Genomic DNA, 20,408 nt, shown 5'->3' with positions numbered 1-20,408 from the left:
CGGCCGACTGTGCCTGCCCGGGGGACGACCCCCGGACCCCCGGCAGAGCGACCAGCCACCGCACGCCAACCCGCGTCAGCGCCCGTTGAACGCATCCTTCAACCGCGAGAACAACCCCTGCTGCCCCGGTTGGAACTGCCCCTGCGGGCGTTCCTCGCCCCGCAGCTTGGCCAGCTCGCGGAGCAGGCGTTCCTGCTCGGGGTCGAGCTTCGTCGGGGTCATGACCTCGACGTGCACGATCAGGTCACCCCGGCCGCCGCCGCGCAGATGCGTGACGCCCCGGTTGTGCAGCGGGATCGACTGGCCGGACTGGGTGCCCGGGCGGATGTCGACCTCCTCCATGCCGTCCAGCGTCTCCAGCGGCACCTTGGTGCCGAGGGAGGCCGCGGTCATCGGGATGGTGACCGTGCAGTGCAGGTCGTCGCCGCGCCGCTGGAAGGTGGAGTGCGGCAGCTCGTGGATCTCGACGTACAGGTCACCGGCGGGACCGCCGCCCGGCCCGACCTCGCCCTCACCGGCGAGCTGGATGCGGGTGCCGTTGTCGACACCGGCCGGAATCTTCACGGTCAGGGTCCGCCGGGAGCGTACGCGGCCGTCGCCGGCGCACTCCGGGCACGGCGTCGGCACGACCGTGCCGAAGCCCTGGCACTGCGGGCAGGGGCGCGAGGTCATGACCTGGCCCAGGAAGGACCGGGTGACCTGGGACACCTCACCGCGGCCGCGGCACATGTCGCACGTCTGGGCGGTCGTGCCCGGCGCGGCACCCTCGCCGTTGCAGGTGTTGCAGACCACCGCCGTGTCGACCTGGATGTCCTTGGTCGTACCGAAGGCCGCCTCGTCCAGCTCGACCTCGATGCGGATCATCGCGTCCTGGCCGCGCCTCGTCCGCGAGCGCGGGCCGCGCTGGGACGCCGTACCGAAGAAGGCGTCCATGATGTCGGAGAAGTTGCCGAAGCCACCGGCCCCGAAGCCTCCCGCGCCGGCGCCGCCGGACTGCGAGAGCGGATCGCCGCCGAGGTCGTAGACCTGCTTCTTCTGCGGGTCCGACAGCACCTCGTAGGCGGCGTTGATCTCCTTGAAGCGCTCCTGCGTCTTGGGATCAGGATTGACGTCCGGATGCAGCTCGCGCGCGAGCCGACGGAAGGCCTTCTTGATCTCTTCCTGCGACGCGTCGCGGCGCACGCCGAGAACGGCGTAGTAGTCCGTGGCCACTTACGACTCCGCCAGGATCTGTCCGACGTACCGTGCCACTGCGCGTACCGCTCCCATCGTTCCCGGGTAGTCCATGCGGGTCGGTCCGACCACGCCGAGCTTGGCAACCGCCTCGCCGCCCGAACCGTAGCCGACCGACACCACCGACGTGGAGTTGAGTCCCTCATGGGCGTTCTCGTGGCCGATGCGCACGGTCATGCCCGAATCCTTCGCCTCGCCCAGCAACTTGAGCAGGACGACCTGCTCCTCCAGTGCTTCGAGCACCGGCCGGATGGTGAGGGGAAAGTCATGTCCGAAACGGGTGAGATTGGCGGTACCGCCGATCATCAGCCGCTCCTCATTCTCCTCGACGAGTGTCTCCAGCAGGGTGGAGAGCACGGTCGAGACCGTACCGCGATCCTCTGCGTCGAAGCCCTCCGGGAGGTCCTCGACCAGCCGCGGCACATCCGCGAACCGGCGACCCGCGACCCGGCTGTTCAGCCGCGCGCGCAGATCCGCCAGAGACGCCTCGCCGAACGGGGCCGGACAGTCGACCATCCGCTGCTCGACCCGGCCGGTGTCCGTGATCAGCACGAGCATCACACGCGCGGGGGCGAGCGAGAGCAGCTCCACGTGCCGCACGGTCGAGCGGGTCAGCGAAGGGTACTGCACGACCGCGACCTGCCGGGTCAGCTGCGCGAGCAGCCGCACCGTGCGGGCCACGACGTCGTCGAGGTCGACGGCGCCGTCGAGGAAGTTCTGGATCGCCCGCCGCTCGGGGGCGGTCATCGGCTTGACGCCCGCGAGCTTGTCGACGAAGAGCCGGTAGCCCTTGTCGGTGGGGATGCGCCCGGCGCTGGTGTGCGGCTGGGCGATGTACCCCTCGTCCTCCAGGGCCGCCATGTCGTTGCGGACGGTGGCCGGGGAGACGCCGAGGCTGTGCCGCTCGGTGAGCGCTTTCGAGCCGACGGGCTCCTCGGTGCCGACGTAGTCCTGGACGATGGCGCGCAGCACCTGAAGCCTGCGTTCACTCAGCATCCGCGCACACCTCCAGAAAGTCGTCCCCTGCGGCCCTCGGGCCCTTCGCCTGGCACTCTGCGCTTGTGAGTGCCAGCATTCCCCGGCCCAGTGTACGGCCGTGGGGTACACCCCGGGCAAGGCCGGTTCGTGCCGCTGTACCTGGGTGTGGTCGTACCCGCTAGCGTCGCGGTATGACCGTGACTTGGGAAGAGCTGGGGTGGGAGCGGGTGGCCGCCGGGGTGGGGCGGGTCCGGCTGCCGCATTGGGACTGCACGACGGGGCTGGTCCTCGGCGAGGGTACGGCGCTCGTGGTGGACGCCGGGTCGAGTCTCGCCGAAGGCGCGCTCCTGCGCGCACAGGCGCAGGAGCTGGCCGGGGGCCGTGTGACCCATCTCGCGCTCACCCACCCCCATTTCGACCATGTGCTCGGTGCGGCGGCCTTCGCGGGCGCGGAGATGTTCGCGGCGGTGGGCATGGACGCGCTGCTCACGCACGAACGCGCGGAGCTCCGCCTGGACGCCGTCCGGCAGGGCCTGCCGGTGGCGGAGGCGGACGAGGCGGTGAACGCTCTTCCCGTGCCCCGCCATCTGGTCTCGGGCGAGTGGACCCTCGACCTCGGCGGCGGCCGCCAGGCGCTGCTGGCCAACGTGGGCCCGGGGCACAGCGCCCACGACCTCGTGGTCCTCGTCCCCGGCGAGCCCGAGGTGGTGTTCTGCGGCGACCTGGTCGAGGAGTCCGGCGAACCGCAGGCCGGCCCCGACGCCGTACCGTCCCAGTGGCCCGCCGCCCTCGACCGGCTGCTCGACCTCGGGGGCGAGGACGCGCTGTACGTGCCCGGTCACGGAGCGGTGGTGGACGCGGCGTTCGTGCGGCGGCAGCGCGACGAGTTGGCGGCGCGTTTCGGCGTGTCGCCCTGATGGCGGTACGGCTTCTCCTATCGTCTGCCGAATGCGCCAGTACTCCGCCGACCTGACCCCTCCGTGGAAGAAGCCGAAGCCCGTCCCGGAGGTCCCGGCGGAGGGCGGTCTGGTGGTGGAGGAGCCCGGCACCGGATTCTGCGGCGCGGTGATCCGCTGCGAGGCGGGCACGGTGACCCTGGAGGACCGCTTCGGCAAGCACCGGGTGTTTCCGCTGGAGCCGCGCGGGTTCCTGCTCGAGGGCAGGGTGGTCACGCTGGTGCGGCCGCCGTCGTCGGCTCCGCTACGTCCCGCCCGCACCGCCTCCGGTTCGGTCGCCGTCCCCGGCGCACGCGCGCGCGTGGCCCGCGCCGGGCGCATCTACGTCGAGGGCCGGCACGACGCGGAACTGGTCGAGAAGGTGTGGGGCGACGACCTGCGCATCGAGGGCGTGGTGGTGGAGTACCTGGAGGGCGTGGACGACCTCCCCGCCATCGTGGCCGAGTTCGCGCCCGGACCGGACGCCCGCCTCGGCGTGCTGGTGGACCACCTCGTCCCGGGCACGAAGGAGTGGCGCATCGCCGAGTCGGTGACCAGCGAGCACGCGCTGGTGGTCGGCCACCCGTACATCGACATCTGGGAGGCCGTGAAGCCGGCCGCACTGGGGATCGAGGCGTGGCCGACGGTGCCGAAGGGGCAGGACTGGAAGACGGGGGTCTGCCGGGCGCTGGGCTGGCCGTCGGAGAACACCGGGGCGGTGTGGCAGGCGATGCTGAAGCGGGTGGGGTCCTACAAGGACCTGGAGCCGGAGCTGCTGGGGCGGGTGGAGGAACTGATCGACTTCGTCACGGCCGGCGGTGGGGCCTGAGGCCCTGGCAGGCGCCGAATCAGTCCACCAGGTCCCGCACCACCGCGTCGGCCAGCAGCCGCCCCCGCAGCGTCAGCACGGCCCGCCCGTCGTCGTACGGCCCCGCCTCCAGCAGCCCCTCCCCCAGCGCCCGCCGCGAAGCCGCCAGGCCCTCCTCCTTCAGCAGCGACAGCGGCGCACCCTCCCGCAGCCGCAGCTCCAGCAGGATGCGCTCCACTCGCCGGTCCTCGTCGGACAGGAGCTCCCGCCCGGCGCCCGGCGACCGCCCCGCCGCCAGAGCCGCCGCGTACGCCCCCGGGTGCTTCACGTTCCACCACCGGACGCCCCCCACGTGCGAGTGCGCCCCCGGCCCCGCGCCCCACCAGTCGGCGCCCCGCCAGTACAGCTCGTTGTGCAGGCAGCGGCCCGACTCGGAGGTGGCCCAGTTGGAGACCTCGTACCAGTCGAAGCCGGCCGCCGACAGCCGCTCCTCCGCGATCAGGTAGCGGTCGGCGTGGACGTCGTCGTCGGTCATCGGGACCTCGCCCCGGCGGATGCGGCGGGCGAGCTGGGTGCCCTCCTCGACGATCAGGGCGTAGGCGGAGATGTGGTCCGGCCCGGCGCCGAGGGCCGCGTCGAGCGAGGCCCGCCAGTCGTCGTCCGACTCGCCGGGCGTGCCGTAGATCAGGTCCAGGTTGACGTGCTCGAAGCCCGCCGCGCGCGCCTCCGTCACGCAGGCCTCCGGGCGGCCCGGGGTGTGCGTCCGGTCGAGCACGCGCAGCACGTGCTGCCGCGCGCTCTGCATGCCGAAGGAGATCCGGTTGAAGCCGCCCTCCCGCAGCCGCGCGAGGTACGCCGGGTCCACGGACTCCGGGTTCGCCTCGGTCGTGATCTCCGCGTCGGGCGCGAAGCCGAACTCGTCGCGGATCGCGCCCAGCATCCGTACCAGGTCGTCGGCGGCCAGCAGCGTGGGCGTACCGCCGCCGACGAACACCGTGCGGACCTCGCGCGGGTCGTCGCCGAGCACCTTGCGGGCCAGGCGGATCTCGTCGGTCAGGGTGTCCGCGTAGTTCTCGCGGGAGGCGAGCACGCCGCCGGTGCCGCGCAGCTCGGTGGCGGTGTAGGTGTTGAAGTCGCAGTAGCCGCAGCGGGTCGCGCAGTACGGGACGTGCAGATAGAAGCCGAGGGGCCGGTCGGCGGCCCCGGCCAGCGCGGACGCGGGCAGGGCGCCGTCGGCGGGGACGGGCTCGCCGTCGGGGAGTGCGGAGGGCATGCCCTCCATTGTCCCGTACCGGCGGGACTACTCCGCCTGGAGCACCAGCAGCGCCAGGTCGTCCTCCGGCAGGCCGCCGCCGAACTCGTGCACCAGCCGGCGGATGCGCTCCGCGATCAGCTCGGCGCTCAGCCCCGCGCAGCCCGCGAGCGCTTGCGCGAGCCCGTCGCCGTCGTCGAACTGGCGGGAGCCGGAGCGCCGCTCGGTCACCCCGTCCGTGACGCACAGCAGGGTGTCTCCGGGTCGCAGCTCGAAGGTCTCGCTGGTGTACGTCTCGTCCTCGATGACCCCGAGGAGCGTTTGCGGCTTCGCGACCGTACGGACCCGGCCGTCGGGCCCGAGGAGCAGCGGCAGGGGGTGTCCGGCGGAGGCGAGGGTGCAGCGGATGCCGCCGTCGAAAGGGGTGAGCTCGCCGTAGAGCAGGGAGAGGAAGCGGGTCTGCGGGCCGTCGCCGGGGGCGACGGGGCGGCCGCCGGCGACCAGGGCGCGGGCGGCGGCGTCGGCGGCCTCGGTGGCGTCGTCCAGGAGGAGCTGGTTGAGGCGGTCGAGGACATCGGCGACGCGGTAGCCCTCACGAGCGAGGAGCCGCAGCCAGGGGCGGGCGAGCCCGATCACCACGGCGGCCTCCGGTCCCTTTCCCTGTACGTCGCCCACCGCGAAGCACCAGCGGCCGTCGCCCGCCGGGAACAGGTCGTAGAAGTCGCCGCTGGGGCCGCCCTTGTCGCACGGCTCGTAGACGAGTGCGCTGCTCACGCCCGGGATCTCGGCGACCGCGCCGGGCAGCAGCCCGCGCTGGAGGACGGCGCTGATGGTGGCCTGGCGGGCGTACTGGCGGGCCGCGCCGATGGCCAGCGCCACCCGGCGGCTGAGGTCCTCGACCAGGCCGGTGATCTCGTCGGGGAAGGCCGGCGGTCCGCACCGTCCGATCACCAGCGTGCCCAGCGGACGGCCGCCCGCGATCAGCCGGTACGCCAGCGCGGAGCCGTCCGTGCCGTGCGGGCCGAGCGCCTCGCCGGGCCAGGGGTAGGGCTCGGGTCCGGACCGTAAGCCGTCCCGGGGGCGGGGCGGGTCCTTCTCCAGGGCGCGGCGCAGTTCCTCGATGCGGTTCTCGCTGCCGTGCCACACCCGCGCCAGCCGGGGCCCCGGCGCTCCCGCCCCGTCGCCCCAGCCTGCCCCGTTCCCGGTTCCGCCCGAGCGGGCGGCCCCCCATCGGCCGGTCGACTCGTCCTCCAGCCACACCGCGCACCAGTCGGCGAGCCGGGGCACGAGCAGCTGTCCGGTGAGGGCGGCGACGAGGTTCTCGTCGAGTTGTCCGGCGAGCAGGTCGGAGGCCTCGGCGAGGAAGGACAGGGCGCCGCGGCCGAGCCATTCGCGGTCGCGTTCGGCGCGGTGGGGGTCGCCCCGTTCGAGTGCGGTGGACAGCGGGGGCGGGTCGAAGGCGAGGATCCCGGCGACCTCCAGCCCGCGTTCGGCGGCGTAGGCCTCGGGTTCCTCGGCGGCCGGCCTGTCCTCGGCGGGCAGGCGCGCCCAGACCGTCTTGGCGCCGGTGCGGTAGGTGACGCCCCAGGCCTCGGCGAGGGTGGCGACCAGGCGCAGGCCGCGCCCGTACTCGGGGAGCTCGTGCGGCGTTTCGGTGCCACCGCGGCGCGGGGCGCGGGAGGGGTGGTGGTCGCGGGCCTCGACGACGAGCGCGCCGGTCTCCTCCAGGCGGCAGGTCAGCTCGACGTCGGTGCCCGCGTGCACGACGGCGTTGGTGACGAGTTCGTTGACGACCACCATGGCGTCGTCGGCGAGCCGCTGGGAGGGCGCGAGGCCGAGCTCGGTCCACTCGGCGAGCGCCGCGCGCAGCAGTGCGCGGGCGGATCTGGGCGCGAGGGGGCTTCCGGGAAGGTTCGCGCATATCGCCGTACGCTCCCCCGCGCCCCCGTGCGCGGGCACATCAGAGGCACGGGAAACGGTTTCCCGTTGCGTCGGTATGGCGCCCATGGCCGACTCCCCGAGCAGATCGGACGAACTTCAGACGAATGCGTCTCGGTGACTGCGGACAGAGTGACAGACTGACTGCGCCCATAAGCGCCGAGTTACCGAAGTGGGCCGCCATGAGTGAGAACACTGGCACGCGTGTGCTCGAAGACGGACAGAAAACGGAACAAGTCCGAGCATCCGAACCGCGTGCGTCCGAACTGGGACCGCTGCTCGCCGCGATGACCGCCGCCCGGGACGGCGACTTCACGAAGGTACCGGAGACGGGTCACGGGATCGTCGCCGAACTCATCGCGGTCCACAACCAGATCATGGACCGCAGTGTGCACTTCAACTCGGAAGTGCAGCGGGTGAAGCGGGAGTTGGTGCGGCACGGCCGGCTCGACGAGCGGGTCTCGGCAAGCCCGGGGCAGGGTGCCTGGACATCCCGGGTGAACGACGTGAACCAGATCCTGGACGCCCTGGTGGCCCCGGCGGCCAACGCCACGCGCGTGCTGGACGCGGTGGCCGGGGGTGACCTGACCCAGCGGGTCGACCTGCACGACGGCAGCCGTCAGTTGCGGGGCGATCTGCGGCGGCTCGGCCGGGCGGTGAACACGATGGTCGACCAGCTGTCCCTGTTCACCGGCGAGGTGACCCGGGTGGCGCGCGAGGTCGGCACCGAGGGCCGGCTCGGCGGGCGGGCGAAGGTGCGGGGACTGTCGGGCAGCTGGCGGGACGTGACCGAGGCGGTCAACACGATGGCGGCCCGGCTGACCGCGCAGGTCCGCGACATCGCCCTGGTGACCACGGCGGTGGCGCGCGGCGATCTGACCCGGACGGTGACGGTGGAGGCGACCGGCGAGCTGCTGGAGCTGAAGCTCACGGTGAACACGATGGTGGACCAGCTGTCCGCCTTCGCCGACGAGGTGACCCGGGTCGCCCGCGAGGTCGGCACCGAGGGCCGGCTGGGCGGCCGGGCGCAGGTGCGGGGTGCGTCCGGGGTCTGGAAGGACCTGACCGACAACGTCAACTTCATGGCGTCGAACCTGACCTCCCAGGTCCGCAACATCGCCCAGGTCACCACCGCCGTCGCCAACGGCGACCTGAGCCAGAAGATCACCGTTGACGCGCAGGGCGAGATCCTGGAGCTGAAGTCGACGATCAACACCATGGTCGACCAGCTCTCCGCCTTCGCCGACGAGGTCACCCGCGTGGCCCGCGAGGTCGGCACCGAGGGCAACCTGGGCGGGCGGGCACAGGTGCGCGGGGTGTCCGGGGTGTGGAAGGACCTGACGGAGAACGTCAACTTCATGGCGGACAACCTGACCTCCCAGGTCCGCAACATCGCGCTCGTCTCGACCGCCGTGGCGCAGGGCGACCTCGGCAAGAAGATCACGGTGGAGGCGAAGGGCGAGATACTGGAGCTGAAGTCCACGATCAACACGATGGTCGACCAGCTCTCCGCCTTCGCCGACGAGGTCACCCGCGTGGCCCGCGAGGTCGGCACCGAGGGCAATCTCGGCGGTCAGGCGCAGGTCCGGGGTGTCTCGGGCGTCTGGAAGGACCTCACCGACAACGTCAACTTCATGGCGCTGAACCTGACTTCCCAGGTGCGCAACATCGCCCAGGTGACCACCGCCGTCGCCAACGGCGACCTGTCGAAGAAGATCACAGTCGACGCGCGCGGCGAGATCCTGGAGCTGAAGGACACCGTCAACACGATGGTGGAGCAGCTGCGGGCCTTCGCCGACGAGGTGACCCGGGTGGCCCGCGAGGTGGGCACCGACGGCCGGCTGGGCGGACGGGCCCAGGTGCTGGGCGTCCTGGGGGTCTGGCGGGACCTGACCGACAACGTCAACTACATGGCGGACAACCTCACTTCGCAGGTCCGCAACATCGCGCAGGTCACCACGGCCGTCGCCAACGGCGACCTGTCCAAGAAGATCGACGTGGACGCGCGCGGCGAGATCCTGGAGCTGAAGACCGCCATCAACACGATGGTCGACACGCTGTCCTCCTTCTCCTCCGAGGTCACCCGCGTGGCCCGGGAGGTGGGCAGCGAGGGCCAACTCGGCGGCCAGGCGAGGGTCGAAGGCGTGTACGGCACCTGGAAGCGCCTGACGACGAACGTGAACGAACTCGCGTCGAACCTGACCACCCAGGTCCGCGCCATCGCCGAGGTCGCCTCCGCGGTGGCCCAGGGCGACATGTCGCGCTCGATCACCGTGGAGACGCGCGGCGAGGTGGCCGAGCTGAAGGACAACATCAACCTGATGGTGGCCAACCTGCGCGAGACCACCCGGGCCAAGGACTGGCTGGAGTCCAACCTGGCCCGGCTGGCCGCGCTGATGCAGGGCCACCGGGACCTGATGGAGGTCGCCGACCTGATCCTGCGCGAACTGACCCCGCTGGTGAACGCCCAGTACGGCGCGTTCTACCTGGCCAACCCGGAGGAGGACCCGGCGGTCCGCGGTACCGTGCCCGCCAAGGGGCTGGCGTTCATCGCCGGGTACGGGTCGGCGGAGGGCGCGACCGTCGAGACCGGCGGTCTCCCGGTGCACGGCCTGGTCCGCCAGGCGGCCCGGGAGAAGAAGCGGATCCTGGTGGAGGAGGCCCCGCCGGACTACATCAAGATCAACAGCGGTCTGGGCGAGGCGGCCCCCACCACCATCGTCATCATCCCGATCCTGTTCGAGGACAAGCTCCTCGGCGTGATCGAACTCGCCTCCTTCTCCCGCTTCTCCGATGTGCACCTGGCGTTCTTCGACCAGTTCGTGAACACCATCGGCGTCGCCATCAACACGATCATCGCCAACTCCCGTACGGAGTCCCTGCTCGGCGAGTCCCAGCGGCTGGCGATGCAGCTCCAGGAGCGCTCCGACGAACTCCAGGAACAGCAGGCGGAGTTGCAGCGCTCCAACGCGGAACTGGAGGAGAAGGCCGCGCTGCTCGCGACGTCGTCGCAGTACAAGTCGGAGTTCCTCGCCAACATGTCGCACGAGCTGCGCACCCCGCTGAACTCGCTGCTGATCCTGGCCCGGCTGCTGTCCGACAACCCCGACGGCCACCTCTCCGACCAGGAGGTCCAGTTCGCGACGACGATCCACCGCTCCGGCTCCGACCTGCTCCAGCTGATCAACGACATCCTGGACCTGTCGAAGATCGAGGCGGGCCGCATGGACGTCCGCCCGAAGCGGCTGCCGCTGATCAAGCTGCTGGACTACGTCCACGCCGCTTTCCGCCCGCTCACCATCGACCGGGGGCTCGCGTTCGAGATCACGGTCGGCGAGAACGTACCGCGGGAGATGTACTCGGACGAGCAGCGCCTCCAGCAGATCCTGCGCAACCTGCTCTCCAACGCGATCAAGTTCACCGCGACGGGCCGGGTGGAGCTGCGGGTGAACCGGGTGCAGGACGCGGAACACCGGTACGTCCGCGACAGCGACGAGGTGATCGCGTTCGCCGTCACCGACACCGGCATCGGGATCGCCCCGGAGAAACTCCCGGTGATCTTCGAGGCGTTCCAGCAGGCCGACGGCACGACGAACCGCAAGTACGGCGGCACAGGACTCGGGCTGTCCATCAGCCGGGAGATCGCGGGCCTGCTCGGCGGCCGGATCGTCGCGGAGAGCGAACCCGGCAAGGGGTCCACCTTCACGCTGTACGTCCCCGTCGTCAGCCCCGGTCACACGGAGGCCGGCCCGGCGGCGGACGACCGGGTGCCGGAGCCCTCGGCGGAGCCTCTCGCGGCGGACGACTGCTGGCCCACACCCGCCAAGCTGGAGGCGTGGCAGACGGGCCGCGCCGGGCAGGTGCTGCCCGGCAGGCGGGTACTGATCGTCGACGACGACATCCGCAACGTCTTCGCGCTCACCCATGTCCTGGGCCGCGTCGGCATGCCCGTGCTGTACGCGGAGAACGGCCGGGAGGGCATCGAGACCCTCGAACGCAACCCGGACGTCGAACTGGTCCTGATGGACATCATGATGCCGGAGATGGACGGCTACGAGACGATCTCCGCCGTCCGCCGCACCCCCCGCTGGGCCGGTCTGCCCATCGTCGCCCTGACCGCGAAGGCCATGCCCGGCGACCGGGAGAAGTCCATCGCGCGCGGCGCCGACGACTACGTACCCAAGCCGGTGGACGTGGACCGGCTGCTCACGGTGGTCTGCGCGCTGCTGGACCCGGAGGGGAGCGCCGGCACCGGAGAGCCGGCGGGTGAGTGAGACCTGGACCGGCGAGCGTGCCGGCATCCTCCTGGTCGACGACATGGAGGACAGCCTGACAGCCCTGGAGGCCGTCCTGGGCTCCCTCGACGAGCCGCTGGTCCGCGCCCGTTCCAGCGAGGAGGCGATGAAGGCGCTCCGCCGGCGCTCCCCCACCGCTCGCTACGCCTCCCGCGACCCCGCGTACATCTCGTCGATGAGGTGCTTGTACTCCCGCTCCACCACCGGCCGCTTCAGCTTCAGGCTCGGGGTGATCTCGCCGTGCTCGACGTCGAGGTCGCGCGGCAGGAGGCGGAACTTCTTGATGGTCTGCCAGCGCTGGAGGCCGGTGTTGAGCTGCCGGACGTAGCCGTCGACCATCTCGACGGTGACCGGCGCGGCGACGACCTCGGCGTACGACTTGCCCCCCAGCCCGTTCTCCTTGGCCCACTCGAGGATCGACGGCTCGTCGAGGGCGATGAGGGCGGTGCAGAAGTTCCGGTCGGCGCCGTGCACGAGGATGTTGGAGACGTACGGGCACACGGCCTTGAACTGGCCCTCGACCTCGGCGGGCGCGATGTACTTGCCGCCCGAGGTTTTGATCAGGTCCTTCTTGCGGTCGGTGATGCGCAGGTAACCGTCGGGCGACAGCTCGCCGATGTCGCCGGTGTGGAACCAGCCGTCCGACTCCAGGACCTCGGCGGTCTTCTCGGGCAGCTGGTGGTAGCCCTGCATGATGCCGGGGCCCCGCAGGAGGATCTCGCCGTCTTCCGCGATGCGCACCTCGGTGCCGGGCAGCGGCTTGCCGACCGTGCCGGTGCGGTACGCCTCGCCGGGGTTGACGAAGGAGGCGGCCGAGGACTCCGTGAGGCCGTAGCCCTCCAGGATGTGGATACCGGCACCGGCGAAGAAGTAGCCGATCTCGGGGGCCAGGGCGGCCGATCCCGACACGCACGCCCGCAGCCGGCCGCCGAAGGCCTCGCGGATCTTGGCGAAGACGAGCGCGTCAGCGGCCTTGTGCTTGGCGCCGAGGCCGAAGGGCACGGAGTGGGTGCCGGTGCGGCGGAAGTTGTCCTGCGAGACCTTGGCGTACTCGCGGGAGACCTCGGCGGCCCACTGGAAGATCTTGTACTTGGCGGCTCCGCCGGCGCGGGCCTTGGCGGCGACGCCGTTGTAGACCTTCTCGAAGATGCGCGGGACGGCCGCCATGTAGGTCGGCTGCACCACCGGCAGGTTCTCGATGATCTTGTCGACGCGGCCGTCGACGGCGGTGACGTGCCCGACCTCGATCTGCCCGGAGGTGAGCACCTTGCCGAAGACGTGCGCGAGCGGCAGCCACAGGTACTGCACGTCCTCGGCGCTGATCAGCCCGGTCGCGGAGATCGCCTTCGCCATGTACGACCAGTTGTCGTGCGGGAGGCGGACGCCCTTGGGGCGGCCGGTGGTGCCGGAGGTGTAGATCAGCGTCGCCAGCTGGTCCTTGGCGATGGCGCCGACCCGCTCCTTGATCAGCTCGGGGTGCTTCTCCAGGTACGCGGCACCGCGCTGCTCGAGCTCGGCGAGGGTGAGCACCCAGTCGCCGGTCTCCACGCCGGCCGGGTCGATGACCACCACGTGGTGCAGCTCGGGCAGCTCGGAGCGCTTCTCGACCGCCTTGGCGAGCTGGTCGGCGTTCTCCGCGATCAGCACCCGGCTCTCGGAGTCGGAGAGGATGAAGGCCGACTCGTCGGCGTTGGTCTGCGGGTAGATGGTGGTCGTGGCCGCACCGGCGCACAGGATGCCCAGGTCGGCGAGGATCCACTCGACCCGGGTCGAGGAGGCCAGCGCCACCCGCTGCTCCGGCTGCACGCCCAGCTCGATGAGACCGGCCGCGATCGCGTGGACGCGCTCGGCGGTCTGTCCCCAGCTCAGCGACTTCCAGTCGTCGGGGCCCTGGCCCGAGGCCGGCGGTACGGGGTAGCGGTACGCCTCGGCGTCCGGTGTGGCGTCGACGCGCTCCAGGAAGAGGGCCGCGACGGACGGCGGACGGTTCTCGATCAGTGTCTGTGTGTCGCTCACGACATCCTCCGGGGCCCGCGACGGTGCGGCTGTCAGTTGCGGCTTGGGTGACTCACGGGCAGTGGTTCGGCCAGTTGTTTAACTCGCGAGTAACTATCGAGCAGGGATCAGAGTAAAGCGCTACGCGCCGACGCGTAAGGGGCGGCGGCATGTCACTTCGTACAGAGAGCGACGCTACGCACGCGTAGGGGCCCACCGCACTTTCGCACGACGAGCCCCCGTTGCACCCGATTTACGGACGCCACCCCTTATTACCGGTGGTTACTTCTTGCCCTTGGCCGACCCCGCGCTGTCATCGCTGGAGAGGACCGCGATGAAGGCCTCCTGCGGAACCTCCACGGAACCCACCATCTTCATCCGCTTCTTGCCTTCCTTCTGCTTCTCCAGCAGCTTCCGCTTGCGGGAGATGTCACCGCCGTAGCACTTGGCGAGGACGTCCTTGCGGATGGCGCGGATGGTCTCGCGGGCGATGACCCGGGAGCCGATGGCGGCCTGGACGGGGACCTCGAAGGCCTGCCGCGGGATCAGCTCCTTGAGCTTGGCCACGAGCCGCACGCCGTAGGCGTACGCCTGGTCACGGTGCGTGATCGCGGAGAAGGCGTCCACCTTGTCGCCGTGCAGCAGGATGTCGACCTTGACAAGTGAGCTGCTCTGTTCGCCGGTGGGCTCGTAGTCGAGGGAGGCATAGCCGCGCGTCTTGGACTTCAGCTGGTCGAAGAAGTCGAAGACGATCTCGGCGAGCGGGAGCGTGTAGCGGATCTCGACCCGGTCCTCGGAGAGGTAGTCCATGCCGAGGAGCGTGCCGCGCCGGGTCTGGCACAGCTCCATGATCGACCCGATGAACTCGCTCGGCGCCAGGATGGTGGCACGCACGACCGGCTCGTACACCTCGCCGATCTTCCCCTCGGGGAACTCGCTCGGATTGGTGACGGTGTGCTCGCTGCCGTCCTCCATGACCACGCGGTAGACGACGTTCGGCGCGGTGGCGATCAGGTCGAGGCCGAACTCGCGCTCCAGGCGCTCGCGGATCACGTCGAGGTGCAGCAGGCCCAGGAAGCCGACGCGGAAACCGAAGCCGAGGGCGGCGGAGGTCTCCGGCTCGTAGACGAGCGCGGCGTCGTTGAGCTGGAGTTTGTCGAGGGCCTCGCGCAGCTCGGGGTAGTCGGAGCCGTCCAGCGGATACAGGCCGGAGAAGACCATCGGCTTGGGGTCCTTGTAGCCGCCGAGCGCCTCCGTGGCGCCCTTGGCCTGGCTGGTGACGGTGTCACCGACCTTGGACTGGCGGACGTCCTTCACGCCGGTGATCAGGTAGCCCACCTCGCCGACGCCGAGGCCGTCCGCCGGCAGCATCTCGGGCGAGTTGGTCCCGATCTCCAGCAGCTCGTGGGTGGCGCCGGTGGACATCATCCTGATGCGCTCGCGCTTGTTGAGCTGCCCGTCGATGACTCGTACGTACGTCACGACGCCGCGGTAGGAGTCATAGACCGAGTCGAAGATCATGGCGCGCGCGGGGGCGTCCTTGACGCCCACCGGGGCGGGGATCTCGGCGACGACCTTGTCGAGCAGCGCCTCCACGCCGAGGCCGGTCTTGGCGGAGACCTTGAGCACGTCGTCGGGGTCGCAGCCGACGAGGTTGGCCAGTTCCTCGGCGAACTTCTCCGGCTGGGCGGCCGGCAGGTCGATCTTGTTGAGCACCGGGATGATGGCGAGGTCGTTCTCCATCGCCAGGTACAGGTTGGCGAGGGTCTGCGCCTCGATGCCCTGGGCGGCGTCCACGAGGAGGACGGTCCCCTCGCAGGCGGCGAGCGACCGCGAGACCTCGTAGGTGAAGTCGACGTGCCCCGGGGTGTCGATCATGTTGAGGATGTGCGTGTTGCCGGGGTCGTGGGTGGGAGCCCACGGCAGGCGCACCGCCTGGGACTTGATCGTGATACCGCGCTCACGCTCGATGTCCATCCGGTCGAGGTACTGAGCACGCATCTGCCGCTGCTCGACCACACCGGTCAGCTGGAGCATCCGGTCGGCGAGCGTGGACTTGCCGTGGTCGATGTGCGCGATGATGCAGAAATTGCGGATCAGTGCCGGGTCGGTACGGCTCGGCTCGGGCACATGGTTAGGGGTCGCGGGCACGCAGGGTCCTGTCTCTTGAGGCGCCTTATGCCTCGGGTCGGATCGATACGTAGTCTCCATGGTCCCACGGGTGGGGACCGGCGACGGGTTTGGGCCACTCGGTGGGCCGCTGGTAGGCTGGGTGGCTGTGTCTCATGCCGTCTCTGCGTGAGGCACGACCCAAGAAATCACCGGCGCGGGACCAGTGCGGCCCCGTGCCAGAACCTGAGAAGGCTCATTCGTGGCGAACATCAAGTCCCAGATCAAGCGGATCAAGACCAACGAGAAGGCCCGGCTGCGCAACAAGGCCGTCAAGTCTTCCCTGAAGACCGCGATCCGCAAGGCCCGTGAGGCTGCTGCCGCGGGTGACGTCGAGAAGGCCACCGAGTACCAGCGCGCTGCCGCGCGTCAGCTCGACAAGGCCGTCTCGAAGGGCGTCATCCACAAGAACCAGGCCGCCAACAAGAAGTCGGCGCTGGCCAACAAGGTCGCGTCCCTCAAGGGCTGAACCTCTTCTTTGATCTGATCGCCGGAAGGACCCAGAGCGGGCCCTCTCTCATCCGCTCCCGACCGGCACCCCAGGATCCGCGCGCGGCCTGCGTTCGCCACGCGGGCGCGGATCCGACAGCCTGAACCGAAGGCCCCGGCCTCCGTCCTTCCCCAGGGCGGGTGCCGGGGCCTTCGGCGTGACCGCCCAGTGCTGCTGTTCTACGCCCGCCCTCTGGACCGCGCCGCCCGTGCGATGGTGACGACCGCCTTCTCCAGGGCGTACTCGGGATCGTCCCCGCCGCCCTTCACGCCCGCGTCCGCCTCGGCCACCGCCCGCATGGCGATCGCCACCCCGTCCGGCGTCCACCCGCGCATCTGCTGCCGCACCCGGTCGATCTTCCAGGGCGGCATGCCCAGCTCCCGGGCGAGGTCGGCGGGGCGGCCACCGCGCGCCGACGACAGCTTTCCGATGGCCCGTACGCCCTGGGCCAGCGCGCTGGTGATCAGCACCGGCGCCACCCCGGTCGCCAGCGACCATCTGAGCGCCTCCAGGGCTTCCGCCGTACGCCCCTCGACCGCCCGGTCCGCGACCGTGAAGCTGGAGGCCTCGGCCCGCCCGGTGTAGTACCGCCCGACGACGGCCTCGTCGATCGTCTCCTCGACGTCGGCGACCAGCTGCGAGACCGCCGACGCCAGCTCCCGCAGATCGCTCCCGATCGCGTCCACCAGCGCCTGGCACGCCTCGGGCGTGGCCGACCGCCCGAACCCGCGGAACTCCCCGCGCACGAACGCCAGCCGGTCGGCCGGCTTGGTCATCTTCGGGCACGCCACCTCGCGCGCCCCCGCCTTGCGCGCGGCATCGAGCAGTCCCTTGCCCTTCGCGCCGCCCGCGTGCAGCAGCACGAGGGTGATCTCCTCCGCGGGCGATCCGAGATACGCCTTCACGTCCTTGACCGTGTCGGCCGACAGATCCTGAGCGTTGCGTACGACCACCACCTTGCGCTCAGCGAAGAGCGAGGGGCTGGTCAGCTCGGCGAGCGTGCCGGGCTGCAACTGGTCCGGGTTCAGGTCCCGCACGTCCGTGTCGGCGTCGGCGGCCCTGGCGGCGGCCACCACCTCCCGCACGGCACGGTCGAGCAGGAGGTCCTCCTGGCCCACGGCAAGGGTCACCGGGGCGAGAGGGTCGTCATTCGCAGTCTTCCTGGCCATCGCGACAAGCATCCCACGCGCCACTGACAACGCCCCGGCGCCGGCCCCGCGGCCTACGGCTCCTCGCGCCAGCCGTCCCACTCGCCGGCCAGCGCGTCCAGGTCCTCCGCGGCCAGCCGCTCCTCCTCGTCCCGCAGGACGAGGAGCCACTGCGCGTCCTCGGCGTCGTCCTCACCGGCCAGCGCGTCCCGCACCAGCTGCGGCTCCTCCTTGACACCGAACCGCTCCCCGAGCGCCTCAGCCACCTCTTCCGCGGCATCCCGGTCGGGCAGCACCAGCACATGTCTCACATCGCTCACCGCGTCATTCTCCGCGACCCACGACCGGCGCCTCCACGGCGGGCACTCCCACGGTCGGCACGGTGGTCAGCTCGATCCCGAACCGCTCCCGGTACACCGCGAGCACCTCCTCGTCCGAGCCCAGTCCCCGCACCTCACGCGTCCCGTCGGGGGCCGTCACCGTCCATCTGCGACCGCTCAGGGTGACCCGCCCTCCGTCCTCCGTGACCCGTGAGCAGACCAGGGACCGCGTGAAGTGCGACCGCGGCGAGGTGCTGTGCCACCAGGCACCGGCGGCGAAGTCGCCGAGCGCCCGGGGCCGGGTCTCCAGGCAGTACTGGGGATTGCCGTCCCGCACGACGTCCAGGTCCGTGGCCGCGTCCGGCCCGGCCGCCTCGATCCGGAACGTGCCGCCGGGGTCCCGCTGCTCGCCCCGCTCCCCCAGCTTCAGCGGATGGTGGCTGTGCGCCCCGAACCCGACGTCGGCGAGCCATTCACCCGCGTCCACCGTCCGCACCCGCAGCGCCAGATGGTCGTACGGGATCCCCAGCCGGCCCTCGTCCCCGTACACCCGCCCCGCGATCAGGTGGACGTCGAAGCCGAGCGCGGCGAGCAACGCCCCGAAGGCACCGTTCAGTTCGTAGCAGAACCCGCCCCGCCGCGCGCCCACCAGCTTGTCCACGAGCCGTTTCTCCTCCAGCACGATCTCCTCTCCGAGGTGCACGGACAGGTTCTCGAAGGGCACGGTCCGAAGATGGGCGAGATGCAGTTCGCGCAGTGCTTCGGCGGTGGGCCGCGCCGGGTGCGCGGCTCCGAGACGGCGGAGGTAGGCGTCGGCCTGTGCGGAGTTCATGCCCTCAGTCTCTCGCCACCCGCACCTCCCCGTCCGCCCCGCCGGTCCCCCCGACCGCCAGCGCGCCGTCCCGGTCCGTGCGCAGCACCACCGCGCCCTCGGCCCGCAGCGCCTGTACCGTGCCGGGCGCCGGGTGGCCGTACGGGTTTCCAAAGGGTCTCCGACTAGCAGTTCTGGGAGACACCGGCCATGACGACATCTGCGCAGGTCAGAGGCACCGAGTATCCGACTCGCCAGTACACGCGCATGACCACTCAACTCAGGGGCGTGTCCTGCCTCCGCCTGTCCGTACTCACCGACGAGACCACCAGCCCCGAGCGCCAGCGGGAGGCCAACCGAGGCGCTGCCGCCTCTCTGGGAATCGACCTTGCCGACCGGGAAGCCGTCGACCTGGGAGTAAGCGCAAGCAAGACCACGCCCTTTGAGCGCCCGGAATTGGGCTCTTGGCTTCGCCACCCGAACGACTTTGACGCGCTGGTTTTCTGGCGCTTCGATCGCGCCGTCCGATCCATGGACGACATGCACGAATTGGCGAAGTGGGCGCGCGAAAACTGCAAAATGATCGTGTTCGCCGAGGGGCCGGGTGGGCGCCTGGTGCTCGACTTCCGCAACTCGCTGGACCCCATGGCTCAGCTCATGGTCACGCTGTTCGCGTTCGCCGCACAGATGGAAGCTCAGTCCATCCGCGAACGCGTGACCAGCGCACAGGCAGCAATGCGGGCCATGCCTCTTCGCTGGCGTGGGTCCCGTCCGCCGTACGGCTACATGCCCGCCCCCCTGGAAGGTGGCGGCTGGACCCTGGTTCAGGACCCGGAAGCCGTGGCCGTACTTGAGCGCATCATCCGGGAACTCATGGGAGACCCGAGCCAGGGCATTCCCGGTAAGAGCCTTGCAGCAATCGCACGCGGACTAAATGAGGACGGCATTCCCTCGTCCCGTGATCACTGGAGTCTCAAGCAGGGACGGGAAACCGGCGGGAAGACTGGCGGTAAGGCTGGCGAGACTGTCGTTCGAGGGCGCTTTACATGGCGACACGGAGCCATCAAAGAACTCTTGACCTCTCAGCGCCTGTTGGGATGGAAGATCACCGATAACAAGCCTGTGCGGGACAGCGAGGGTGCGCCCGTCATGGCTACCGCCGAGCCGATACTCACCCGCGCGGAATTCGACGCTATCGGCGCTGTTCTGGCTGAGCGCTCCGTGGATAACAAACCGGCGGACCGGGTGGACAGCGTGGCACTCCTGCTCCGGGTCATTCACTGCGATAGCTGCGGGGAACGGATGTATCTTCACCGGCCGTCTCCCACCAGCAAGAGCACCAGCAAGACGGAAACCTACAAGTGCGGCGCGCACACTAGGGGTCATAAGTGCGATGCGCCCGCCATCATCAAACGCGAGTGGGCCGAAGAGTACGCAGAGCGCGAGTTTCTGCGGATGCTGGGGGCGCTGGAAGTCACCCAGACCCGCACCATTCCCGGATACGACCCGCAGCCGGAGATTGACGCCACTCTCGCCGAGTTCGAAGAGCATCAGGCGCAGCAGGGGCGCCAAAAGTCGAATGCGGCTAAGGCAGCGTGGCAGAGGCACGCAGATGCCCTTGACGCGCGGCTCGCTGACCTTGAGTCCCGCGAAAAGGTGGAGCCCCGCACTGAGGAAATCCGTACCGGCAAGACCTACGACACGCTCTGGGTGAAGGCCGACACGGCGGGCAGGCGACAGATGTTGCAGGACGCCGGGGCGCACCTGAGCGTGAAGCGTGCGGCACGTGGAGGCTGGCGCAAGTTGGATGAGCGGCGGGTGGACTTCAACGTCCGAGACCCGTTCTTCAATGCGGCAGCAGGCGATATCCCGGCCGATGCCATCGAGCTTGCGGAGCTACTCGGCGACGCTGACGCAGCGCGGCAATTGAACGCCTAGACGCCCTGAGCGCCCCGCTGAGCCCCGTCGGCTGGTCCCGCGTGGATCGGTCGGGCGGGGCTCTCTGCTGCCCGCAGGCAGGCGCACAGAGCCTCAGG

Annotated in this window: 14 protein-coding genes and 2 pseudogenes; 6 read left to right on the top strand and 10 right to left on the bottom strand. The window is 70.4% G+C overall.

All coding sequences use genetic code 11. The features are described 5' to 3' along the window. Positions 1–75: 75 nt before the first annotated feature. A complete protein-coding gene (gene dnaJ, locus ACWGJM_RS19140; RefSeq protein WP_453412846.1) occupies positions 76–1,212 on the bottom strand; it encodes a molecular chaperone DnaJ in 1,137 nt (378 codons plus the stop codon). Continuing rightward, a complete protein-coding gene (gene hrcA, locus ACWGJM_RS19135) occupies positions 1,213–2,229 on the bottom strand; it encodes a heat-inducible transcriptional repressor HrcA (RefSeq protein WP_453412845.1) in 1,017 nt (338 codons plus the stop codon). 173 nt (positions 2,230–2,402) lie between these two features. Here hrcA and ACWGJM_RS19130 point away from each other — a divergent pair, with 173 nt between their 5' ends. Next, complete coding sequence (locus ACWGJM_RS19130) at positions 2,403–3,128, top strand: MBL fold metallo-hydrolase (protein ID WP_453412844.1); 726 nt, start codon at positions 2,403–2,405, stop codon at positions 3,126–3,128. Between the two features lie 31 nt (positions 3,129–3,159). Further along, positions 3,160–3,975: a DUF3097 domain-containing protein gene (locus tag ACWGJM_RS19125; protein ID WP_453412843.1), complete on the top strand. Its 816-nt coding sequence runs from the start codon at positions 3,160–3,162 to the stop codon at positions 3,973–3,975. Positions 3,976–3,994: 19 nt separating this feature from the next. Here the strand turns inward: ACWGJM_RS19125 and hemW are convergent, their stop codons facing one another. Together hemW and ACWGJM_RS19115 are read right to left on the bottom strand one after the other, a co-directional pair. Next, a complete protein-coding gene (hemW, locus tag ACWGJM_RS19120) occupies positions 3,995–5,227 on the bottom strand; it encodes a radical SAM family heme chaperone HemW (RefSeq protein ID WP_453412842.1) in 1,233 nt (410 codons plus the stop codon). 27 nt (positions 5,228–5,254) lie between these two features. Next, the gene (locus ACWGJM_RS19115; protein WP_453412841.1) at positions 5,255–7,213 is read right to left on the bottom strand and encodes a SpoIIE family protein phosphatase; all 1,959 of its coding nucleotides are present in this window, start codon (positions 7,211–7,213) and stop codon (positions 5,255–5,257) included. 113 nt (positions 7,214–7,326) lie between these two features. Between ACWGJM_RS19115 and ACWGJM_RS19110 the strand changes: the two genes are divergently transcribed. Together ACWGJM_RS19110 and ACWGJM_RS19105 are read left to right on the top strand one after the other, a co-directional pair. Continuing rightward, positions 7,327–11,418, top strand: coding sequence for a HAMP domain-containing protein (locus tag ACWGJM_RS19110; RefSeq protein WP_453412840.1), 4,092 nt, complete (start codon positions 7,327–7,329; stop codon positions 11,416–11,418). 43 nt (positions 11,419–11,461) lie between these two features. After that, positions 11,462–11,566: pseudogene (locus ACWGJM_RS19105) on the top strand (response regulator); the annotation flags it as partial. 14 nt (positions 11,567–11,580) lie between these two features. Here the strand turns inward: ACWGJM_RS19105 and ACWGJM_RS19100 are convergent. After that, positions 11,581–13,455, bottom strand: a complete 1,875-nt coding sequence (locus tag ACWGJM_RS19100) for an AMP-dependent synthetase/ligase (protein ID WP_453412839.1) — start codon at positions 13,453–13,455, stop codon at positions 11,581–11,583. A 261-nt stretch (positions 13,456–13,716) separates the two neighbouring features. Further along, positions 13,717–15,585: a translation elongation factor 4 gene (gene lepA, locus ACWGJM_RS19095; RefSeq protein ID WP_453412838.1), complete on the bottom strand. Its 1,869-nt coding sequence runs from the start codon at positions 15,583–15,585 to the stop codon at positions 13,717–13,719. Positions 15,586–15,805: 220 nt separating this feature from the next. On the opposite strand from lepA, the gene rpsT reads away from it, so the two are divergent. After that, the gene (rpsT, locus tag ACWGJM_RS19090; RefSeq protein ID WP_361797179.1) at positions 15,806–16,072 is read left to right on the top strand and encodes a 30S ribosomal protein S20; all 267 of its coding nucleotides are present in this window, start codon (positions 15,806–15,808) and stop codon (positions 16,070–16,072) included. 200 nt (positions 16,073–16,272) lie between these two features. On the opposite strand, the gene holA is transcribed toward rpsT, so the two are convergent. The 4 genes and pseudogenes from holA to ACWGJM_RS19070 all read right to left on the bottom strand — a co-directional run. After that, positions 16,273–17,262 carry a DNA polymerase III subunit delta gene (holA, locus tag ACWGJM_RS19085; protein WP_453412837.1) on the bottom strand — a complete coding sequence of 330 codons (990 nt, stop codon included), beginning with the start codon at positions 17,260–17,262 and terminating at the stop codon, positions 16,273–16,275. A gap of 53 nt (positions 17,263–17,315) precedes the next feature. Continuing rightward, a complete protein-coding gene (locus ACWGJM_RS19080) occupies positions 17,316–17,561 on the bottom strand; it encodes a hypothetical protein (RefSeq protein ID WP_453412836.1) in 246 nt (81 codons plus the stop codon). Positions 17,562–17,565: 4 nt separating this feature from the next. After that, positions 17,566–18,393 carry an arylamine N-acetyltransferase family protein gene (locus tag ACWGJM_RS19075; RefSeq protein ID WP_453412835.1) on the bottom strand — a complete coding sequence of 276 codons (828 nt, stop codon included), beginning with the start codon at positions 18,391–18,393 and terminating at the stop codon, positions 17,566–17,568. A gap of 4 nt (positions 18,394–18,397) precedes the next feature. Next, a pseudogene (locus ACWGJM_RS19070) lies at positions 18,398–18,541 on the bottom strand (ComEC/Rec2 family competence protein); the annotation flags it as partial. A gap of 41 nt (positions 18,542–18,582) precedes the next feature. Between ACWGJM_RS19070 and ACWGJM_RS19065 the strand changes: the two are divergent. Beyond that, entirely contained in the window at positions 18,583–20,310 is a 1,728-nt protein-coding gene (locus ACWGJM_RS19065) for a recombinase family protein (RefSeq protein ID WP_453412834.1), read from the top strand. The last annotated feature ends 98 nt before the right edge of the window (positions 20,311–20,408 follow it).

Source organism: Streptomyces sp. NPDC054834 (assembly GCF_053611185.1).
This window is presented reverse-complemented; position numbering and strand designations above follow the sequence as displayed.

Bases quoted from the DNA above. Each gene is read 5' to 3' on its own strand.
- hrcA (WP_453412845.1), bottom strand. From the start codon at position 2,229: ATGCTGAGTGAACGCAGGCTTCAGGTGCTGCGCGCCATCGTCCAGGAC.
- ACWGJM_RS19130 (WP_453412844.1), top strand. From the start codon at position 2,403: ATGACCGTGACTTGGGAAGAGCTGGGGTGGGAGCGGGTGGCCGCCGGG.
- ACWGJM_RS19125 (WP_453412843.1), top strand. From the start codon at position 3,160: ATGCGCCAGTACTCCGCCGACCTGACCCCTCCGTGGAAGAAGCCGAAG.
- hemW (WP_453412842.1), bottom strand. From the start codon at position 5,227: ATGCCCTCCGCACTCCCCGACGGCGAGCCCGTCCCCGCCGACGGCGCC.
- ACWGJM_RS19115 (WP_453412841.1), bottom strand. From the start codon at position 7,213: ATGGGCGCCATACCGACGCAACGGGAAACCGTTTCCCGTGCCTCTGAT.
- ACWGJM_RS19110 (WP_453412840.1), top strand. From the start codon at position 7,327: ATGAGTGAGAACACTGGCACGCGTGTGCTCGAAGACGGACAGAAAACG.
- holA (WP_453412837.1), bottom strand. From the start codon at position 17,262: ATGGCCAGGAAGACTGCGAATGACGACCCTCTCGCCCCGGTGACCCTT.
- ACWGJM_RS19075 (WP_453412835.1), bottom strand. From the start codon at position 18,393: ATGAACTCCGCACAGGCCGACGCCTACCTCCGCCGTCTCGGAGCCGCG.
- ACWGJM_RS19065 (WP_453412834.1), top strand. From the start codon at position 18,583: ATGACGACATCTGCGCAGGTCAGAGGCACCGAGTATCCGACTCGCCAG.